This is a genomic window from Chitinophaga sp. S165 (genome assembly GCF_003182155.1).
Classification (GTDB): Bacteria; Bacteroidota; Bacteroidia; order Chitinophagales; family Chitinophagaceae; genus Chitinophaga.
Genome location: NZ_QGTG01000002.1, coordinates 57644 through 79045, shown reverse-complemented (window position 1 = coordinate 79045; position 21402 = coordinate 57644). Strand labels below are relative to the sequence as shown.

At 43.1% G+C, this 21402-nt stretch carries 20 protein-coding genes; 6 read left to right on the top strand and 14 right to left on the bottom strand.

The window, feature by feature from the left end; genetic code table 11:
* Positions 1-229: 229 nt before the first annotated feature.
* Complete coding sequence (locus C7475_RS08360) at positions 230-2545, top strand: histidine kinase dimerization/phosphoacceptor domain -containing protein (protein WP_158286452.1); 2316 nt, start codon at positions 230-232, stop codon at positions 2543-2545.
* A 79-nt stretch (positions 2546-2624) separates the two neighbouring features.
* Here the strand turns inward: C7475_RS08360 and C7475_RS08355 are convergent, their stop codons facing one another.
* From C7475_RS08355 to C7475_RS08340, 4 genes are all read right to left on the bottom strand, one after another.
* On the bottom strand, positions 2625-3851 hold the full coding sequence (locus C7475_RS08355; protein ID WP_110052921.1) for an NAD(P)/FAD-dependent oxidoreductase: 1227 nt from the start codon (positions 3849-3851) through the stop codon (positions 2625-2627).
* 146 nt (positions 3852-3997) lie between these two features.
* Positions 3998-4291 carry a DUF3861 family protein gene (locus C7475_RS08350; RefSeq protein ID WP_110052920.1) on the bottom strand — a complete coding sequence of 98 codons (294 nt, stop codon included), beginning with the start codon at positions 4289-4291 and terminating at the stop codon, positions 3998-4000.
* 93 nt (positions 4292-4384) lie between these two features.
* Positions 4385-5245 carry a helix-turn-helix domain-containing protein gene (locus C7475_RS08345; RefSeq protein ID WP_110052919.1) on the bottom strand — a complete coding sequence of 287 codons (861 nt, stop codon included), beginning with the start codon at positions 5243-5245 and terminating at the stop codon, positions 4385-4387.
* A 157-nt stretch (positions 5246-5402) separates the two neighbouring features.
* Positions 5403-5888, bottom strand: a complete 486-nt coding sequence (locus C7475_RS08340) for a DUF1097 domain-containing protein (RefSeq protein WP_110052918.1) — start codon at positions 5886-5888, stop codon at positions 5403-5405.
* 205 nt (positions 5889-6093) lie between these two features.
* Here C7475_RS08340 and C7475_RS08335 point away from each other — a divergent pair, with 205 nt between their 5' ends.
* Entirely contained in the window at positions 6094-7134 is a 1041-nt protein-coding gene (locus tag C7475_RS08335) for a DUF3667 domain-containing protein (RefSeq protein ID WP_110052917.1), read from the top strand.
* 191 nt (positions 7135-7325) lie between these two features.
* Positions 7326-7931, top strand: coding sequence for a DUF4136 domain-containing protein (locus C7475_RS08330; protein WP_146217510.1), 606 nt, complete (start codon positions 7326-7328; stop codon positions 7929-7931).
* A 1-nt stretch (position 7932) separates the two neighbouring features.
* Here the strand turns inward: C7475_RS08330 and C7475_RS08325 are convergent, their stop codons facing one another.
* On the bottom strand, positions 7933-8295 hold the full coding sequence (locus tag C7475_RS08325) for a helix-turn-helix domain-containing protein (RefSeq protein ID WP_110052915.1): 363 nt from the start codon (positions 8293-8295) through the stop codon (positions 7933-7935).
* 176 nt (positions 8296-8471) lie between these two features.
* Between C7475_RS08325 and C7475_RS08320 the strand changes: the two genes are divergently transcribed.
* The gene (locus tag C7475_RS08320; RefSeq protein WP_110052914.1) at positions 8472-9206 is read left to right on the top strand and encodes an SDR family NAD(P)-dependent oxidoreductase; all 735 of its coding nucleotides are present in this window, start codon (positions 8472-8474) and stop codon (positions 9204-9206) included.
* 55 nt (positions 9207-9261) lie between these two features.
* Here C7475_RS08320 and C7475_RS08315 read toward each other — a convergent pair whose 3' ends face one another.
* The 5 genes from C7475_RS08315 to C7475_RS08295 all read right to left on the bottom strand — a co-directional run bounded on the left by C7475_RS08315 (position 9262) and on the right by C7475_RS08295 (position 14889).
* The gene (locus tag C7475_RS08315; protein ID WP_110052913.1) at positions 9262-9678 is read right to left on the bottom strand and encodes a two-component system response regulator; all 417 of its coding nucleotides are present in this window, start codon (positions 9676-9678) and stop codon (positions 9262-9264) included.
* A complete protein-coding gene (locus tag C7475_RS08310; protein WP_110052912.1) occupies positions 9662-10759 on the bottom strand; it encodes an ATP-binding protein in 1098 nt (365 codons plus the stop codon). Before C7475_RS08310 ends, C7475_RS08315 begins: the two co-directional genes overlap by 17 nt.
* Positions 10760-10823: 64 nt before the next feature.
* Positions 10824-12950 carry a 7TM diverse intracellular signaling domain-containing protein gene (locus C7475_RS08305; protein WP_110052911.1) on the bottom strand — a complete coding sequence of 709 codons (2127 nt, stop codon included), beginning with the start codon at positions 12948-12950 and terminating at the stop codon, positions 10824-10826.
* A gap of 20 nt (positions 12951-12970) precedes the next feature.
* Positions 12971-13681 (bottom strand): hypothetical protein, encoded by a 711-nt coding sequence (locus C7475_RS08300; RefSeq protein WP_110052910.1) that lies wholly within the window; start codon positions 13679-13681, stop codon positions 12971-12973.
* 104 nt (positions 13682-13785) lie between these two features.
* Complete coding sequence (locus C7475_RS08295) at positions 13786-14889, bottom strand: Rv1355c family protein (protein ID WP_233259794.1); 1104 nt, start codon at positions 14887-14889, stop codon at positions 13786-13788.
* A gap of 414 nt (positions 14890-15303) precedes the next feature.
* Between C7475_RS08295 and C7475_RS08290 the strand changes: the two genes are divergently transcribed.
* Positions 15304-16044: a superoxide dismutase gene (locus C7475_RS08290; RefSeq protein ID WP_110052908.1), complete on the top strand. Its 741-nt coding sequence runs from the start codon at positions 15304-15306 to the stop codon at positions 16042-16044.
* 68 nt (positions 16045-16112) lie between these two features.
* Here the strand turns inward: C7475_RS08290 and C7475_RS08285 are convergent, their stop codons facing one another.
* From C7475_RS08285 to C7475_RS08275, 3 genes are all read right to left on the bottom strand, one after another.
* Entirely contained in the window at positions 16113-17738 is a 1626-nt protein-coding gene (locus C7475_RS08285; RefSeq protein WP_110052907.1) for a glycosyltransferase family 39 protein, read from the bottom strand.
* A 30-nt stretch (positions 17739-17768) separates the two neighbouring features.
* Positions 17769-18431 (bottom strand): phosphatase PAP2 family protein, encoded by a 663-nt coding sequence (locus C7475_RS08280; protein ID WP_110052906.1) that lies wholly within the window; start codon positions 18429-18431, stop codon positions 17769-17771.
* Between the two features lie 162 nt (positions 18432-18593).
* Positions 18594-20030 carry an LptF/LptG family permease gene (locus C7475_RS08275; protein ID WP_110052905.1) on the bottom strand — a complete coding sequence of 479 codons (1437 nt, stop codon included), beginning with the start codon at positions 20028-20030 and terminating at the stop codon, positions 18594-18596.
* A 153-nt stretch (positions 20031-20183) separates the two neighbouring features.
* Between C7475_RS08275 and C7475_RS08270 the strand changes: the two genes are divergently transcribed.
* Positions 20184-20795, top strand: coding sequence for a hypothetical protein (locus C7475_RS08270; RefSeq protein ID WP_110052904.1), 612 nt, complete (start codon positions 20184-20186; stop codon positions 20793-20795).
* A gap of 4 nt (positions 20796-20799) precedes the next feature.
* On the opposite strand, the gene C7475_RS08265 is transcribed toward C7475_RS08270, so the two are convergent.
* Positions 20800-21180, bottom strand: a complete 381-nt coding sequence (locus tag C7475_RS08265; RefSeq protein ID WP_089834283.1) for an START-like domain-containing protein — start codon at positions 21178-21180, stop codon at positions 20800-20802.
* Positions 21181-21402 lie beyond the last annotated feature (222 nt).

Here is a 21402-nt window from a genome sequence, read left to right as displayed (position 1 = left end):
TTATATCATTATAAGTTCGTGCAGGCCTGTTCAGGCCTGGGTAATTTAGGAATAATAATGCGGCAAGGTCAAATGCTGTAGGTTAGTCATGATGTCATGTGTCTTAACTGTTCTGAGGACAATTAAAGGAGCCCGGGAAAATGCGTTGCCAATAATCTATCTGCACGGCTAATGTGAGGTTATCAGGTAATGTTGAAGATGAAAAGGCAGGTAAAAAATAAGTATGGTTATGAACAGGCTTCTGTTGCTTTTCTATTGTATAATAAGTTGTGTGGTTCCAGGTTTGGCACAGGAGAGAATGCCTTCGCTAACAGCCTTGCAGCAGGCGTTGAATAAGGAGTTTTCAGATACGGCAGATGTTCGTATACTCATAGCTGCAGGTGACGCGTATGTGATGAGGCGGGGTACCATTGACGGTGATATAGACAGTGCCAAACTATGCGCAGAGAAAGTGCTCGAAACGGCATTAAAGACAGGCCGGCGTGTGTGGGAAGGACAAAGCTATCTGCTTTATGCGAAGCTCTGGCGTGAAAAGGATGATCGTGTTAAAGGCAAGGAATATGTATTGAAGGCGGAAGCAATCTTTGAGAAAGATAAAGCAAAAGAGTATCTGGCAGACGCATATATAGAACTTGCGGAATATTACTCGAAATGGGATGATACGTCGCTTAAGGCCAGGATCAGGTATTACCGGGACGCAGCGGGAATATACGAAGCACAAAAACTGAAATTCAAGCAAGCCGAAACGCTTAAGAGGCTGGGAGACTACTACATTGTACTCCCGGATTACAACGAAGCAAAGAATATGTTATTGCGATCGTTAGCACTCTTCAAGGAAGTGAAATACAAAGAGCTCCAGGGTGTGTATGATCTGCTGGGCGCTGCTTGTAACCAGCTGGGAGATCTGGACAATGCGCTTAAATATGCGCTACTGTCAGTAAAAACTGCTGAGGAACTTAAAGATAGTACTGCCCAACTTAGCACCAGCTATAACAGATTGGGATTGATCTATTATAATCTGGACGACAAGCCTAAGGCTGTAAAATGCCAGAGCAAGGCCCTGAAGGTCTCCATTAAGCTGAAGGATACCTCTTCTATTCAAATTCTTACAGGTAACCTGGCACACGCTTATTTGAAATTAAAGAGACCAGAAGAGGCGCTGAAATTAATGAAATGGGTGGAACGCAATTATCCGGCTAAAGAGCTTCATCTAAAAGCCTGGATGGCCGAATGTATGTTAGCAAGCTATTGTGTTTTAGGGCAGTATGATCTTGCTCGTCCCTATGCACAAAGCGTGGAAAAAGCAAGGCTTGGGTTGCCACCTCATGATCCGTTCGATGAACAGCTGTTCGGGCCTTTGGGCCTGTATTATTTAGGTATACATCAGAGTCGGGAGGCACATCATTTTGGCTCACTTTTATTGAACGCAGCGAAGAAAAACGGACAGCAGCAGCTGCAGGCATCAGCATATGCTTTACTTTATAAGGCTGATTCTTCCAAGGGGAAATACCAGGAAGCACTTGAGCATTTCCGAATGTTCAAAGTTATGAATGATTCTGTTTTTAGTGATGCAAAGATGCGACAGATCAGTAGATTACAGGTTCAATATGAAACCGAACAAAAAGATCAGGCGTTAAAACTCAAAGAACAGAATATTGCATTGCTTACGAGGGAAGCGCAACTGCAAAAGGCAGAATTGCGAAGCACCCGTTTTACCAGGAACGTGATCATAGCAGGAGCCTGTATGTTGGTAGCCTTGCTGTTGCTAGGGTATAACCGCTATCAATTGAAATTGCGTAGTAACAGGCAGTTGAAACAACAGCAGGATGAGATCAACCGTAAAAATCTATCGCTGGAAGAGTTAATCCTTTCACAGAATAAGTTGCTGGATGAAAAGGAATGGTTGTTAAAAGAGATCCATCACCGTGTTAAAAACAACTTGCAGATTGTGATGAGCCTTCTGAATACACAGGCTGCATTTCTTGGTGATAAAGATGCTCTGAATGTTATCAGAGAAAGCCGTTACAGGATGCAGGCGATATCTCTTATTCACCAAAAACTTTACCAGTCAGAGAATATGGCTTTAATAGATATGCGGGCCTATATCCGGGAGCTGGTATTATACCTGAAAGATGGTTTCCTGGACGTCAATAAAATAAAGTTCGAGCTAGATATAGCGCCTGTAAAACTTGATGTATCTCAGTCCGTACCCATAGGTTTGATACTGAATGAAGCCATTACCAATGCTATCAAGTATGCCTTTACAGGTAGCGGCACCATTATCATTTCCCTTCAATCTTCAGATGCGGGTTATTTAACCCTCGTTATTGCCGATAACGGAAATGGTTTCCGCGACGATGAGGTGCCAGCGCAACAGGGCTCAATGGGTATGATGTTGATGAATACATTGGCGGAACAACTGGATGGAACATTGAGCATCTGCAGCAACAGAGGTGTAACTATAACAGTTCGCTTTAAGTATGAAGAAGAGGAGGGAAGAGCTGACCCATTGGTATGTGAGGAGAGGACCAGAGTTTACGTTTGACAAAGCAGAAAAGACCGGACAATGATCGCATCATCCGGCCTAACCCATAAACTGATTAAAACATGATCAGTCTCAAGGATCAGAAATTGGGTATCGCTGGAAACGATTCTGCTACAGCTTCTTCAATATCGATGGAAGGGTAGATAAGATCTGTAGATATCCATTCCTTAGTCGCTTTAGCTGCTTGTCCGGTTTGTCTGGTTTTCCTGTCCCATCCTTCTGTAATAAGGGCATAGTTCGTTCCCAGATCAAGGCATGTAGTGTATCCGGGTTGTTTGTATTCTTTAAGCGGAAGCCCAAAGAGATCATTAACTGCGTTGTGACCAGCCCATCTACCCTGAAACTGAGAGAACTGGCAGGACATTACTGCAGATTGGTCATCGCCAACTTTCACGTTCGCCACATCTCCTGCTACAATGACATTATCGTATGCAGGCAATTTCAGATAGCTGTCAACAGATACCCGGTTAAGAGCGTCTTTTACACCTTTAAAGAAATATGTTAGCGGACTTGCAACCAGTCCCACAGTCCAGATAACCGTACTTGTAGAGATCCTTGTACCATCGCTTAAAAGGACCTCAGATGGTTCCACATAAGCAACCTGCGATCCTGTTATGACTTCTACGTTTTTTATCTTTAGTGCGTCAATGATATATTGCTGGCCTTGAGCAGCATAAAATGAAGCTACCACATCATGTTTTTCAACCAGTACTATCCTGAATTTTGACTCTTTTGTACTATACTTAGCCTGCATTGCTTTCGCTTTATCCTCTATGGAGGTTACAGACTCAAGTCCCGTAAAGCCGCCGCCTGCAACAACAAAAGTAGTGTCGCCTTCATTAGCGAAGTTGTTTTTTGCAAGTTTGATGATGTGATTTTCCAGGTCCAGGGCATTATTAAATGTATCATTATTGAATGTGTTTTCAATGCCTGGCAGATTTAACGCTCTCAGCGAACTACCTGTCGCGAGTACAAGATAATCGTAATGCAGGTGTCTTATTCCTTTTGCGGTGGAAACGGTCACCTCGCTTTTTTCAGGATTGATCGTGTCAGCCTTTCCATGGATCTGATTAATGCCCAGCGGTTTCAAATATTTGTCCAATTCAATCCGCAGACCTTCAAGAGATACTTCATACAGTCTCGGCCGCATTGTGAAGTAGTTGTCGGGATTGATCAGCGTCACTTCCAGTTCGTCTGTTTTCTTTATTTCACGGCTTTGACGGATCGCACTTATAGCACTCCAGAAACCGGCATATCCACCTCCAATGATCAGCAGTTGTTTCCTTCCCTCTGTTTTGTTTTCCATTCTTTCTGTTTTTAAGTTTATTTCTCATTAGATCCGTTCGTAATAAAGTGTCAGACTAGCCGGTACTTTCGGCAGAAGACAGCAAAACATTCTTATTGATCTGCCAATAGCCGACCAGCTGACATCAGATCTTATCATCACACAGATCAGTTTTCTCCGTTATATTGTTTTAGCTTTTTCATGAATGACTTGAAATGGGGCAGGAAATCATTAAAAAGGGGTGTGTGCCGGTATTTGATAATTATCTCTCCGAATAGCTTTAAGCCGATGGCGAATTCGGATGCTGTAGCTTGTTCACTGAAGATATTTTTTCCATTTACACGATCAATGATTTCATAAATTTCGTCATGAAGTTTAATATCCAGATGTATGGACTCACTTTCGCCGGCTTGTCCATTTGCCTCGCGGACCCGCGTTAAGGTGAGATGGTATTCGTTCATTGTTTACTATCATTTTTCTTACTACTACAAATTTGTCTTGGCAAAGGTCATGATCATAGTAATAAGAGAGCAGGACAAATTCACTTTATACCCTTACAAATCCTTAAGCTCTGAGATAAATTGGGTAATGCTTTTTCCCACTGTCTTTTTGAAAAGCCGTGAAAAATAGTCCGGATCAGAAAAGCCGAGGTCATAGGCCAATGTTTTTATAGAAGGGTGTTCATGGTACAATTTGCGCTGTGCTTCGAGCATGATCCGGTTAATTAGAAATTCTTTAGGAGAATGCCCGGAGTATTGTTTAACGATCTGGTACAGGAAATTGGTACTTACGGCGAGTTTTTCCGCTATTGAATGAATTTCGCCTGGATGGGTGAGATTGTTTTCAATGTATTGTTGGAACTCGTAATATTTCTCCAGTTTATTTGACTTAACTTCAATACGGTGGCCGGAAAAGTAAAGTGTATTACATTCTGTTAAGAACGCGTTCAGGTAAGCCAACAGAATTTCTGTGCCCGCATGCTCGTCTTCCAGGAGAGAGGACATGCTGATCAATAGGGAAGATAATCGTTTCAGGGGCTGCTGGTCAACCGTAATAAGAGAATTATTGAGAGGGTTAAGGAGAAATCTATAAGTCTGGGGAAGGAGGGAGAGGCAGTTTTCGTCAAATACAATGTTAAAGAACTTGCTGCCTTGTTTTTGCCTACCCGACCAATGGAGCTGGTTGGGAAGTACGAAAAGTAACTGACTGGAGGCGACCTTGTAATTCCGTAGGTCAATCATTTGATTGTCCTCGCCTTCGACCATCAGTTCGATGAAATAATGAGGTTCCTTGTGTGGTCCACTAAGGATGGCCTGAATATCTGCAGGGAAAGCGGGAATTTTATCAGTATTGATTCTGATAGCCAGCTTCTCGTGCTGCGTGATTCTGTCCAAAAATCCCCTTTTCTTTGGCATAAGAACAAATTTCGTGTTTCCTTGCTATAGTTGGAAAGGAAAATATTAGCCTGCTAATACACAGGGCGCAAGCAAACAAAAGCCTTTATGACTGGTTCATAAAGACTTTTTATTTGCAGATGTTCGCCCTCTGGTGTTAAATATCCGTTCAGATAAATCAGGCGGATTGCTTTGTTGCATCATATAACCTGGATAGCCTTACAACAGATGAGTCGTTCAGCCATGCCAGCACGAAGCCAGCAAGGATCGGTACCAGTAATTCCAGCAGCGGTGCTACCGCAATCTGTGGGTGAACGCCAAAGAAGATGATCAGTCCCAGAAAGTAAGCCGGAATATTATTACATGTTTTCAGCCTGGAAATATAGGCCAGGGAGCCAATAAAGAAGAATACCGCTACAGGCAGCCCTGCTTCACCTATGTACCTTGTCAGGAAAATACCCGTGGCCTGCATCAGAATACCCATAATGATCCCCAACAGGAGTTGTACGAAAGCCAGTAAAGATGTTTTTAATGTTTTACCAAAAATGTAATAACTTACCCAGGCGATGAACATGACCCATGCTGGCCATTGTAGACCGAATGCCAGTGCAACTGCAAATGCTCCGAATAATCCGAGGATGATGCCAATCAGGAATGTTTTCATTGTTCTATTTTTTTATTGTTGATAATAATGACAGGCGCTCAATTACCTGTTAAGTGACATCACAAAATTCAATTTTGGGGAACGTTTAAAATTGCAAGGGGCAGAGTATTAAATGCAAATATCCAAGGTGCCGTCCCAGTTTCTGAGAAGTTTCCTGTAAGTAGTATAATTTTGAAGCATATATAACGCCATTTTACAACCATCTATGAAACAACACCTAAGACATGAGAACAACTGTCTAAACTGCGGAACTATTGTACAGGAACGATATTGCAGTCACTGTGGACAGGAGAATACAGAAGTGAAGGAATCGTTCAACCATCTTGTAAGGCACTTTTTTGAGGACGTTACCCACTACGATTCAAAGTTCTTTACCACTATAAAAGATCTGATATTCAAACCGGGTTTTTTAACGAAGGAATACCTTTCAGGCAGGAGGGCCAGTTATCTGCATCCCATACGCTTGTATGTATTTACTTCTTTCCTTTATTTCCTGGCGGCATTTGCCTTTAGCCATAATAGCGAAAAAGGCGAAGAAGCGATCAGGGAAAGAATAGTATATGTGGCAAAAAAAGAAGTAGCGGACAGCCTGAACCAGATGCTGGCGCAAACTACCAGTGGCAATAAGGCTGATAGTATAAGAAGGGATGTACTTGGGAATGCGATGAGTCGCCTGAAACTTGATAGTCTGAGGGCAGCAGAAATTGACGTCCAACTTATTGGCAACATCGATTATAAAATGTTAAAGGCCTATGACTCGACACAACATGCTTTGCCGGAAAGCCAAAGGGATAAGGGCTTAAAACCATGGCTATACAGCCGCTGGCTCGCTACTATTGAGCACCATGGAGAAGCTGTAATAAATTTGCTGGTTGAGAAAACACAGCACGCGGTTCCGAAGCTGATGTTCCTTTTGCTACCATTGTTTGCTTTATTTCTGAAGCTATTCTATGACAGAAAGAAATATTATTACGCTGATCATGCAATATTTTCCCTACATTTTCATTCAGCGGTGTTCCTGTTGTTCCTTGTATTTAACTTGATAAATAAAGTCCTGCCTTCCCTCGAGGTATTCAATACTATATTGGAGCTGGTACTTGTCATTATATTCCTGGTAGTGGCATTAAAGAACACTTACCAGCAAAAAACAGCTGTTTCCGTCGGTAAGGCGCTTGGATTAAGCCTATTGTATGGAACTTTTATAGTGGCAGGGTTTATCATCATAAGCTTGAGCGCTTTGCTATAATGGGACTACGGCCTGAACATTTTGTGTTCAGGCCATAAAATATCAGCGGTCGGCCTGCGTTGAATTATGGAGAATTAAGCCTTAAATTAGGGGAAACAGCTTGGACGTAATGCCAGAGTATGCCTGGGGCAACAGAATGTCAGGAACTTGCACAATTTTTGACGAGATTAGTATATATAAATTCCTACGTTATGAAAAAGAGCATCTGTCTATTGGCTATCCTTATGACCTTGTATAGCTGTGGGACTTCCGCCCGCATTGAAAAAAGATGGAGGGACCCTGAAGTAACAGTTGATGTATCCCTATTGAATAAGGTACTGGTTGTGGCGTTATTGAATAACGAGGCTAACCGCAGAACCACAGAGGATAAATTAGCGCAACTGTTGCGGGGGAAAGGAGTACAGTCCTACAATTATTTTACGCGTAAGACAACGAAAGAGGAGCAGGAAGGGTTGAAAGAAAAATTGAAAGAAGAGGGGTTCGACGGTGTTGTGATCATGCGGCTCGCAGACGTTGATAAAGATGTTCAGTATGTGCCCGGTCATTATCCTATTTACTATGGCCGGTTCTGGGGCTACTACATGAATGCGTGGACTGCCTGGAATGATCCGGGATATTATAAGACAACGAAGAAATACACTGTCGAGACAAATGTGTATTCGCTGAAAAGGAATAAGCTTATATGGAGCGGTATTACTACTTCAGTAGATCCTTCTAATCTTGATAAACTGATGGATGTTGTTGCAATGACCGTTTACAAGGAAATGCAACGGGAGGGGTTTCTCATAGGTATTTGATCTATACAGGTAATTTTATTTTGTCCCGTTGGCTGTCACCCCACGCTGCCAGTGCCTGAACGATGGGTATCAGTGTTTTCCCTTCTTCTGTTAAAGCATACTCTACGCGTGGGGGAACTTCCGGAAATACAAAACGTTCTACGAAGCCATATTTCTCCAGTTCCTTTAATTGCTGTATGAGCATGCGCTCAGAAATATTTGGTATCAGGGCTTTTAACTGACCATAACGTATTCTTCCCTGTGCAAGATTCCAGATGATACCCGGCTTCCACCGGCCACCTAATATCCGCAATGCAATAGCCATTCCACATGTTTCATACAATTCCTGTGCATTAAGGGCATTGGTCGAATTCTCTTTTCTCATTTCTTACTTGTTTGTTAGTAATTAACAATTTTAAACCTGATGTTCAAAGGTAATTATAAACTATACCCTGTATGCAATTCTTACTGTTCAGTAAGTAATTAACAATTTCCCTTGTACTTATCCGGCAGGTCCTGGCATACTATGTTTGCGTCTCACATAAATCAATCAGAGCAATTATGGAAAGCAGAAACATCGTATTAATTACAGGTGTGAGCAGGAAAGAAGGATTAGGTTATGAAACCGCCAGACAGCTGGCAGGAGACGGCTACAAGGTGATCATCACTGCAAGGGACTATAAAAAGGCGGAAGCTCTTGCAACAGGTTTACAACAGGAAAACCTGGATGTTTTATCAATGGGGCTGGACATCAGCAATGCGGAGAGCGTAGCGCAATGTGCGCAGGAGGTAGCTGGACGGTTTGGTAGATTGGATGTACTGATCAACAATGCAGGCGTTATGACGGATTTAACTTCTTCGGTTGTTACAGCTGACTTAGATGTAGTGTGGTCCAACTTTGATTCTAATCTGTTAGGGCCATGGCGTGTGACGCAATCATTCCTGCCCTTACTGAAAAAGAGCCATCAGCCACGTATAGTGAATGTTACAAGTGGAATGGGCACTTATGATGATCCCGTTTTTGGATTCAATCATTTTCCTGGTGTGTTATCAACTTATGCGCTAACGAAACTCGCCTTCAATGCGCTTACCGTAAAAGCGGCTAAAGAGTTAAAGGACGAGCGCATATTGGTTAATGCAGTGTGCCCGGGTTTTACTGCCACTTACGACGGATTGAAGGAGCAAGGTGCAAGGCCGGTACAAGATGGTGCTAAGAGTATTGTGTGGGCGGCGACTTTGCCCGCAGACGGGCCTACGGGAGGTTTTTTTCGTGATGGGATAGCATTGCCCTGGTAGGTCATGCAGATGAAATTAAAAAGCCTCTGCAGAGGCTTTTTAATTTCAATAAGTATCAGGTATCCTTAAATATTTCAGCAATTGCACTTTTCAGCTCGGATGCCAGCAATGGCTTTTTTAATAGTTTCAGCACCATCGGATTGGCATAGGTACGACTAAGGTCGCCATAGTCAAGAGACGATGATACCATGATGACATGACATTGTGATTTGATCTTTGCAGGATAGGCGTAAAATGCTTCCAGGAACTCAAATCCATCCATCTCCGGCATTTGTATGTCCAGCAGCAGCACAGTTGGGGGGATCCGGGGCAGAGCTATGTTGGACGACAGGAATTCAAGCGCCTTGTTTGCATTGTTGAAGGCAAGCACAGTCCTGCTGATCTGTTGCAGTGTGATGAGACGCTCATGTAACAGCAGATCAACTTCATTGTCATCTATCAGTATAACACGTAAATCAGGAATCGAAATCATTTCTGTTGGGAATGCTTATTTCAAATTGTGTACCTTCTCCATATTTTGATTCAACGTTGATAGTACCGCCAATTTTGTTCAGCGCTTCTTTCACAATATACAATCCAATACCACTTCCTGGCTTATTATTATTTTTTGAACGGAAGAACATTTTGAAGATATTGTTGAGATGCTCGCTAAGAATGCCTATTCCATTATCTTCGATCGATAGTGTTGCTTTATGCGGCTCGACTTTCACTGACAGATTTACCTTCGGATTACTTTCGTCCGGTTTCTGGTATTTAACTGCATTCGAGATCAGGTTATTTAGAATAACGCTGATGCGGAAAGTATCTCCTTTAAAATCCACAGGCTGGTCTACATTCACCTGGAACTGTATAGCGGTGTTCTGATGGCGGAAAGATGCGATACATTCCTGGATGAGGTGCTCAAAGTTTATCTTTTCATATTCGACATCCAGTCTGGAATTGCGATAGTATTCTATGATCTTCTGTATGAACCCGTCCAGTTTGAGGATACATACTTCTATCATATTGAGGTAGCCGTTCGGATCGGTCACGGAGTTGTCGAGACGGCTCAGGTTGATGATACCGAGCACAGACATCAGGGGAGAGCGAAGATCATGTGAAGTGGAATAGATAAAGCGGTTCAATTCGTCATTGATCTTTTCCAGTTCCAGGATCTTTTCTTTCAGCTGCCGGCGTGTAGAATATATTTCAAATGCATTGTTGATAGTGCGGTGTAGCTCGTGTTCATCCCAGGGTTTTTTGATGTAAGAGAAGATATGTCCCTTATTGATGGCGTCGATAATATCTTCTACATCCGTATAACCTGTGAGGAGGATACGCATGGGGTCTGGCAGGGTATCCTTTATTTCATTAAAGAATTCAACCCCGGTAGATACGGGCATTTTTTGGTCGGCAATGATGATGTGGACATCAATGCTTTTCAACAGCTGTTTGCCTTCCTGGGCAGAATTGGCGGTATAAATTTCATAACTTCTGCGGAAACCGGCTTTAAAAGCATTGAGGTTATGAATTTCATCGTCAATGTACAAAATCCTGATACGGTTCTCTTTCATCCATTTTGGTTTTGTCCGCAGGTTCAACTTTTGGGTTGATTATGGATCATCCTGCGTGGGTATACTAAGACGCCTGAACGGTTACGCTCATGGGTAAATATATAATAAATTCCGCACCTTTATCAGGCGCGGTGATTACCTCTATACGTCCGTTGTGCTTTTCTATAATACTGAACACGATTGACAGACCGAGGCCGGTACCTTCCCCCACATCTTTAGTAGTAAAGAAAGGATCAAAGATTTTCTCCTTCACCTTTTCTGTCATACCGGGGCCTGTGTCTTTTATGCTGATGAGAGCAAGACCGTTTTCCTCCCTGGTAGTAATGGTTACCAGCTCTTCACGGTCTTTATTGTTCATTTTTATGGCGTTAAACGCATTGGTTAATATGTTCATGAACACCTGGTTCATTTTGCCGGCATAACACTCTATTTTGGGTAAAGATCCATAGTCCCTTACTACTTTGACATTCGGTGGGATGCTATTTTTTAGCAACACCAGGGTACTGTCAATTCCTTCGTGCATATCTACGGATTTAAGATCACTTTCGTCCAGCCTGCTGAAGGTACGTAATCCCCGGACAATTTCCGACGTCCGGGAGGCGCCGTCTTCGATTCCTTTGATAAGAGAAGAAATCTCATCGTGGATATAATCGATATCTATCTCCTGTTTATAGATGGCAATGTCCTCAAGGGCGCCATGTATATCTGATGCTTGTGGCAGAGCGTCATACTTTTCCAATAGCGTTTTGATATCCTGGATATCCAGCTTGAGTGGTTTTATATTAGATGTGACAAAATTGATCGGATTATTTATTTCATGGGCGATACCGGCCGTGAGCTGACCGAGGGATGCCATCTTTTCCCGTTCTACTAGCTGGGTCTGTGCATCTTTCAGGTTCTTCAGCGCGACGTTTAGTTCCTCATTACTGGTTTGTAACTCTTCAGTGCGTTTATGTACTTTATCTTCCAGGATGATATTCTGTTCTCTTACCAGGCGCTCATTTTCCTGTGAAGCCTGTAACGCTTCTGCCTTAAACAGGTTGATCTTGTAGGCCAGTGCGAATGACAGTAGTAGTGCTTCCATAGCCGAACCTATCTGGAGGGCATAGTAGGTGAATTCATTGTATGGGAGCACGTTCATGTTACGTAGCACAAACACCAGTACGCTGAGCAGGAATATAGACCATGCGATGAGGAAGAACCTAGCAGAGCTGTATCCCATGCGGCTCATACGTAATGAAACATAGAATACGCTAATGGCTGCGGCGCCTACTACCAGTTGAACCCAGATCTGGGCGACGATATACATATCCAGTAAGGCTGGTATGAAACAGCCGAGATACAGGTATATGAGTATGTTGATCAGCCTGTGTCCCGGCTTGAAGTATTGTTTCGTTAGCAGGAATTGTTGTATGAACCAGAGGGCAGTTAGCCCGTTCAATATCGGTACCAGTACGGTGGCGTGCTGGGCCATCCAGGGACTGCCAGGGTAAATGAACCGGAAAGTATAGCCCTGAAGGGTAGCCTGCGTAAGACCTACAAATACGTTATAGGATACATAGGTCAGATAGCTGATATCTTTCGTAGAGATATACAGGAAAAGATTATAGCAGGACATGGCCAGTATAACCCCGATGTATAAACCAAATATGAGCTCCCGGTAATCGTTCTTTTCCATTACCTGGTCCCGTGAGCCTACGAAGATAGGCAGCTGTAGTTGTTCCCCGGCAACGACCCGCAGGTAGTATTGCCGGGTGGTATGGGGTAGGAGATCGAGCGGGAATATATAGTTCTGATGATCTACGGGGCGGTTGGCGTAACTGGTAAATTCCCCCAGGTGTGTTGTTTTATAGCTACCGTCCGGCCGCATTTCAAACAGCGTAATATCATCTATGGTGGGATATTCTACCTCCAGAAGCAGTTCTTGCAGATCGGATTCATTGGTGATCGTAAATCTCACCCAATGGGTATATGGGGTGATCTGAAGATTGGGAACATTTTCATCCGGCGAGCTGAAAGATGCTTTGGCGATAGCATGGATATCCAGCTTGTTAGTTTTATCAGTATAGATCTCAAGATTTTTGCCGATCCGGGTTAGGGGCATATTGTTTCGGAAAACGAAAGGAGGGGCTGCCTCCAATTGCTGGAAACCAAAGATAGTAAGGAGCAATAGAGCGATAAATCGGAACATGCGTTAAATTTATAGAAAATTCATCGTTCACTCTTCACATTAGAAAACTGTAAGTTAGCAATTTCAAGGTTATAGCTCACTTCATAAGACCCTTTTGGCCCTACCTCTGTTTTGGTTTGGATCAGATTTTCGCGAAGGTCGTATATCAGCTCCCGTTCTTTGGGATCGGCGTGTTCCAGCTTGTAAACATCATTAATGACCATGGCTGTGGCGATGAAGTCATCTTTGGGATAGAAGAAGGTGCCTTTATCGCCCAGAGATTCGTCAATGGTGAAACCTACTCTCTTACCTATACGGGTAGTGATAGGTGCGCATAAGACATGAAAATTATCAATGGGCATCTGAGCAGCCAGCACTACCCCGGCCCTGGCGAGTACCTGGCTACCAATACCCATACCGGCTACTTCTTTTGAATTCCACATTGCACAGATCTCTGCGCTACCGGTTTGGATAGTGTCGTAAATTTTAGGATCATATTTCCCGATAGCAGTTTCTATCGGCAGTGGCAATATGCCATCCGCCAGTTGAACGCGGGCACCGCCGTATGTTTTGGTACGTGTTTCATCCTCTACAATAATTACGATGCTATTTTCATGGTGCATCCAATCCGCGCTGCCTGACGTGATTTTAGCAATGCCAAAGTATATTTCCAATAACCGGAGATGGCCGTTATAAAAACGAAGACAGGCCTCCGGATCATCTGGCGCTTTAAAAGCCCTTACTGTAATCATGATATTGCATCTGGGTACTCTTTAATAAAGATCAGGCCGGGAGATGAACGGAACCAGCTACTGCGGTTTCGATTGCATGCGGTAACCCCTGTTCATCCCGATTATCAAACAATAATTTGCTCAAAATCTACATAATACCTGCCAGAGCTTTTGAACTGACCCAGCAGTATTCTCCTGCAGGTGTCTGTTACGACGGCTCCGCCCAGTACAACGGAAGATGCCAGTTGTGGCCAGGTCGTAATCGTTTTCCCTACCTGACCTAAAGAGTATTTCATTCTTTCGGACATATCATCCAATGCAACCATCGGGCGAAATATGGGTATTTTCTCTGCATCCGTAAGCTCACGTAGGCTTTTAAGGTCTATATCGGGTATAAAACCGTGTAGCAAGGGTCTGTCGGGTTCCAGGTCAAAGCGTTCTACATCCACCATACCCCTGTCGTTGGTATCCATCACAACTGGTATGCCGAGGGCTTTAGCTTTCATTCTGCTCAGTATTTTTATATCTATACCGTCGCATTCTTCTACCAGGATATCAAGGTTTCCGTCTTGAGTAAAGAAGTCGTCAAGGTTTTCTTCAGTGGCGCCTTCTTTATAGATAACAACTTTGATAAAAGGGTCCAGTTCTGCGATTTCGCGGGCTGCTATCACCACCTTATGTACCTGTATACTGTGGATACCGGTGCGGATCCTGTTCATATTCGTCAGTTCGACCTTGTCGAAGTCCGTTAGCCTTAATTCTCCGCATACCCTTTCCATTGCAAGTGTAAGTGCGATGGATTGGCCAACAGAAAGCCCGATGATACCTATTTTTTTGTTGCTCAGTATGGTTATTTCCTCGTCGGTTATCTTTTGTTTATTACGGCTGGTGCGTAATTCGATGAAATCTTTTTCATCAACTATATGTACCACGCGGTGTGACCAGGGGTAATAAACCCATACGCCAAAAGCGTGCAGCGGTGTAGTACCAACATATTCGCTGATCTTTTGTTCAGATTCTTCTTCCGTGAGCCTTCTGGTGGGATTGCGGATCTTCATCAGTTCTCTGAGTTGTGAATGAATCTGATCGTGAACGCGTATATGAGGATTGTCCGCTAATAAAGCCAATAAATCGGCATATTGTTCTTCTTGCTGCAATCGATAAAATACTGGTGTATAATTATCCGGCTCGGTCCGTTGCTTATTGATATAATGCTCTAGTTCTGTCATTTTGCCTGGCATATAATTTTATGAACAATGATGGCAATTCAAATGGTATATGTATGGTCAATTAGTATGTAAGTGTATTATGGCATTGGTAAAGGGCCTGATGACAAAGGCAAGCTCGTTAATTCACTACATATGTTATATACTCACTATGTAGTCCGGGATAAATGTCATTTTTAAGTATACAAGTAAAGAAAAAGTTAAAGTTTCACATGAAAGCGTATGGTAAAATAACAATTAATTTCAAAAGATTGCGAAATAGGGCGGTTATTTTAGTGAGAATCTGTGTTTTAATGACATTTGTTTGATGACTGGTACAACTCATGAAATAAATTTCTATAATATTGGTGTAAAATTTGCTGCTTTTGGCAGTTACCATTAAAGTTCTTTATCATCATAATTTTAATGCCTTAGTATATGAATAAGAGAGAATTTATTAAGCTGGCAGGTCTGGCTGGTGTGGCAGCCCTGGGAAATCCCACAGGTATAATAGCAGCTACTCCTGCATCCCGCAAAGGAATATCTGTTTTGGACGCCAATGCCAAAGCTCCTTTCGAGCTTCCAACGTTACCGTATGGATTTGATGCTTTAGAGCCACATATTGACAAGGCAACAATGGAAATTCACCACGATAAACACCATGGCGCCTATGTTAAGAACCTGAATGATGCTGTGAAAGGATCACCTTACGAAAATCTTTCACTTGAAGAGATCCTCGCGAAAGTGAAAGCTGACGATAAAGCCGTACGTAATAATGCGGGCGGTCATTTCAACCACTCCCTGTTCTGGAAACTGTTGTCGCCCCAGAAAACAACGCCTTCTGATAAGTTAAAGACTGCTATTAACGGCACTTTTACCTCTTATGAGAAGTTCCAGGAGATCTTTAATACAGCTGCCAAAGGCGTATTCGGTTCGGGCTGGGCATGGTTGATCGTAACTCCAGGTAAAAAACTATCTGTGATATCCACACCTAACCAGGATAACCCGTTGATGGAAAACATCGTTAAAGAGCGTGGAACGCCGATCCTGGGGCTGGATGTATGGGAACATGCCTATTATCTGAAATATCACAATGTGCGAGCTGAATATGTTACTGCTTTCTGGAATCTTGTGAATTGGACTGAAGTAGATAAGTTATATGCAGCAGCTATAAAATAGTTGGTATCAATAGTATAAAAAGAGAAGGCGTTTGCAACAGCAAACGCCTTCTCTTTTTATACTATTAGTTATTTTCTTTTAAAGAATACGAAGCCGTTCTTTTCCCCTATCACTTCCAGGTTGGGATCTTTTTTCCATGGTTCACTGTCAGTGATGCGGCATACAAAAAATGTCGGCTTATCCACCGGACCACTTAGTAGCCAGTTGCTATTATAATAATTCTTATTGGCAGGCGGCAGTTTCTTCGTGTAGAACAAATGGGCATAGCTGTGATAAGTTAACACCTGCACATAGTTATCTTTCCCCACAAAGGACTTAAAGAAGTCAATGGCTGCACCCTGAGAGTATCGCTCAATCTTAGGCGTAAAGTGAACGATAGTGATCTGTATAGCCAGTATTGTGCTCAAAAACATGCATAACAAGCCTGTCCTCACTTTCTTCTGAAACAGGAGAATTGAGCTGACGATGATAAGCAGCATATACCCGCCTCCATACGCCGCTTCCCAGGCAGACCAGGGTACTTGCGCCTGAAGGTTCGCCTGTGCGAATTTGTCATGGATATGGGGGATCAACACATCTTTATAAAGACCTACGATAGGAAGCAGGGTAATTGCAAAGCCGATAACAAGGCCGATCAGCAGCATGAGGACTATATTCCAGGCATGCAGCTGTAGTTTATTTTCGGAGATCCGGTATAGCTGCCAGGCTGCCAGGAAGCTAAGTGGAAAGTAGCAGAGCGAAGAATAATGCACGATCTTGGTCTCTACAATGGAGAACAGGATCAATACTACCCAGAATAAAACCCACATCCAGATCTTGAAGTCTTTTATTTCAGCAGAAGCAGACCCGGAATATATGGATTTGCCTTTGCGTCCCCTGAGGTATGTAAACAGCAGCAGACTGGCAGGGAAGCAACCTATCAGCAGTACTATCCAGTGATAGAAGAATGAATGACCGTGGCCTGCGTCGGGTGTAGTAAGGAGTCTTATCTGGTAAGTAACGAACTCATTGATAAACCACCAGCCATGCGCAATCAATTCATAGCCGAACCACAACGCTGTAGTTATAAAAGCGAAGAGGGTAATTAGTCCCAACTTGGCCAGACCAATGCCGATCTTTCCTTTCTTATACAGCCAGTAGAATAACAGTGTCAGTATACTGACGAGTATTGCGACCGGGCCTTTTGTTAGTACTGCGAGACCTAGAAAAATGCCACTTAGGATGGCCATCCGGGATGGTTTAGAGGCGTAGGTTATACGGAAGGCGTAATAGATGGCCAGGAATATGAAAAAATTGAAAGTAGGATCTATGATGCCTGATTTGAAATAAAAATGAGGCAACCAGGAACCAGCATAAGCTAAGGCCCACCATAAGCCCAGCTTTTCATCAGCCAGTTTCTTACCAATACCATACAGTGTTACCAGGGTGGCGATACCCAATACTGCGTTAGGGAAACGGGCTGCAAATTCGTTTACACCAAAAAGGTGCATACTAATAGCCTGCAGCCAGATAAATAATGGAGGTTTTTCCCAGAAAGGCTGGAAATCTATCTGTACCTGCGAATAGTTATGGCTTACAATCATTTCTCTCGCAGCTTCAGCGAAATTAATCTCATCCCAATCAAACAGGTGAACAGCCCCCAGAAAGGGAATAAAGAGTATGGCAGCAGCTACGGCGATCAACAGGTATTTCATAATGACTCCAAATCAACAAAAATAAATAAATCAGGTCAGACCAATTATTGGTTCTGGATCAATTTCAGGCGAGGATTTCATCCTGCTCTGATGGAACAGCGAATAAACAACCAGGCTGCCTGTGGTTCCGATGATGCTTCCTACGTACACATCCACAAAGAAGTGTTGTGCCAGGTAAATTCTTGAGTAAGCGGCTAACAATGCCAGTGTTAAGAACGCAAATCCGCTTATTTTATTCCTGCATATCAGGGCTAAAAAAGTGAACATTGCAAAAGCAGTGGTTGTATGCCCTGATGGAAAGCTGCAGGTACCGTGTACGCGTATCCATTCAATTGTATGCACCAGGCCGGGCGTGTCGGCAAAATACAGCGATGGTCTCGGCTCATTGTAGTAATGTTTTGCAATTTGTACAATGACAGTAATAAGCAGTAGTACGGTGCCGGCAGTCAGGAAAAGTTTGTATTTTCTGAAAGCCAGCATCAACGCTAACATGACAGCAAAAGTGATACCGTCCCCGATGTAGGTAACACCTGTCATGGCTACATCAGCCCATGGTGCATGTGCATGGTTGATGGCCAGGAACAACTCTTCATGTGTAAAATAAGTTTGAAACATAGCGCCTCCAATAATCCATAAAAGGAATGGCAGAAAGAAAGGCGCATTCTTCCCTAACAGTGGTAGTAGAGTTTTCATAGTTGTAGGTTGTGACTAAGCTCATAAGGAAAGCAATACATAAGGCTTTCAGGCATTTTCACGGTTATGTGAAGGCACAGGTTAATCCTGCCAGGCACAAGGATGTGCCCGGAAAAATTGCTGTTGAAAGTCTTGAAGCTGGTAGCTAGTTGCTTATGGCTGTCAAGTTGTAGGTTTCGTGTTTAATCTTCTAAAGAGCTTTTTGATAGTATTGAAGATCCTGTAATAAAACTCTTTGTTGAATAATTGAGAATCGTTCAACGCTTTATATATCAGGAACATAGCAATAGGCATAAGGACAATGTTGGAGAGCCACATACCACTCCAGGTGGCCATCACATCTTTTCTGGCCATCTTCTCTCCGACCATGAAAAATATATTAAAGATCACAAAGAATACAACGGCAAATATCAGCGGTGTGCCCAGACCGCCTTTACGGATAATAGAACCCAAAGGAGCGCCTATAAGGAACATCACGATGCAGGAGAAAGCCAGTGTGAATTTGCGTTGCCATTCTACTTTATGCAAAAGAAGAGTACTGTGTTTGTCGCCAAATTCCCTGGCAGGTCCTTCCAGATTGTTCTGGCCTTCACGGATATTTTGTTCTACTCTTTCGAGGACATAACGGCGGGACTTCTCAGGAATAATATCTTTGAAAGATGCGGCGGCTAAAACAGGCGCTTTGGCCAGCCAACCAGTATCTTCCCATTTATAGAATGGGTAACGGGTTGTGACGTAGGCGTTGACGGTACGTGAAAACAGCTTTTCCTGTTTATACAGCGAATCTATGGCTTTGTCCAGCTGTCTCACATTCAGCATTTGCTGGTTAGAGGCGAACAAGCCCATATCCAGCCTGCTGAAAGCAAAGGAACTGAGGTCAAATGCTTTTTTATATTCACGGAAACCCAGGCGTATCAATTCTCCGGGCGTATTGGTACTACGATTATTACGTTCTTCATAGCGCCAGCCTTTCTCCAGTACGAAATAGAGGAAACGCTTGTCAGGAGAAAGCAGCATGGTACCTTTTTCGGCCAGTATAACCTTATCGCCACCCCCGGGAGTGTGGTCGATGATCATTACCTGGTGAATGGTCTTATTGTCTTTTTCCTTTTGTGCTACTTTGATAGTGTAATCAGGAATATCTGTATAGAACACACCTGCTTTGATGTTAAAGGCAGGTTTCGAGTTGGTGATATCGTACAGTAGTGACTTAGCCCGGAGGTTGGCCACTGGCATTGCATAGTTGTTGAAGAGAAAGGCCAGAACGGCGATAGTGGAACAAACGAGGAGCAGGGGACGCATGAAACGGATCAAGGAAATGCCTGACGATTTCAATGCAACGAGTTCGAAGCTCTCACCCAGGTTACCGAAGGTCATGATGGAAGATAACAGCACTGCCAGCGGAAGGGCCAGTGATACCAGGTTGGCGCTGGTGTACGTGATCAGTTCGATGATCACCGGAGTATCGAGTCCCTTACCTACGAGGTCGTCAATATACTTCCACAGGAATTGCATCACCAGTACGAACAGTGTAACAAAGAAAGTAGCCACGAAGGGCCCCATGAATGTTTTTATGATGAGCTTATCCAGTTTTTTCACTTCCTGCGTATAATGTTAGTTCAATGCTTAAATGACGTTAGTTCGTACATGAAGCGTACAAATTTAATATCATTTATGGAAGTGCTGACAAGAATGGGTTAAAATTACCGTTAAATTTCCCCGGAATGTGAGACACGGATGTAAATTTACGGGATGGAAACAGTTTCTCTGACAGCGGAAGAGCAGGCGCTGGTTGTTAATGCGGAATGGTTGTATCTGAAAAACAGTGCGTTACAGAAAATAATGACGCTGATGGGCCGGTTACAACTGGAATTACAGGCACACCCGGTGACAAATGAATTTCCTTTTCCCGGGCCAACATTGCAGGCCGGAGGCAAAATCTCCCGTGGTGAGCGGTATAAGGAACTGCCTTATGTCATACTGGATTATCCTCGTTTTTTCAGTAAGGACAATATTTTCGCGTTCCGCACCATGTTCTGGTGGGGACATTACTTCATTGCCACCCTGCATCTGGCAGGGGAGGAGAAGGAGAGATACAGTAATGCGATAGTTGATGCCTGGCAACAACTGGCAGAACATCAATTCCAGGTTTATCTTCAGGAAGATCCCTGGGAGCACGATTTAGAGAATGGGAATTACAAATTAATATCAGCCATACCGGTACAGGAATTCAAGCAACTGATCGCCCGGCGTTCTTTTATTAAACTTGCTAAACCTTATAGTTTTGAAGAATGGGGAAAGATAGTTCCTGAGGTAGTAAGAGATTATGCTCTTTTGCTACAGGTTCTTATCAATAAAGACTGACCGTTTAGTTACCTATCCTGTGGAAGAGGTCTTTCACCTGGTAATCCCACAGCTGACTCTGGTCGGCTATTTCCTTTTTTTCTGCAAAATCTTTAACGATCAGGATTGTTTCATTAGTCACTTCGGAGATCTGTATGCGGAATTCAAAGAATTCTTCTTTGGGAGCATGCTTCCAATGTAAACGGATAAATTCATCTTCTTCCTGTTCCAGCACTTCTGCCTCTTCTGTGGAACCGTTCCATGAAAAGGAAAAAACGCTGTCTCTGTAATCTACTTTATCTGCGAACCACTCCTGGAGACCCGCGGGAGTGGAAAGGAATTCGTATAAGATACTGGGTGAGCACCGTACCGGATATTCCAACTCATATTGCACTTTCTTAGACATCGCTCAAGTAATTAGTAAATCAATAGCATCTGGCTGCAATTATAGAAAATTATTTATTCTGTCAAAATTATTTTGCAATTTTTTTTAATAATTGCTCAAAATCTTATACACTTTATAAATAACAATTCTATTATAAAAATTATAAATACATTAGCAATCTGCACTAATTGTTTTCACGGCTTTTTGTTGGAAAACCCATATTTCAAGGTTCCAATGTTAAGT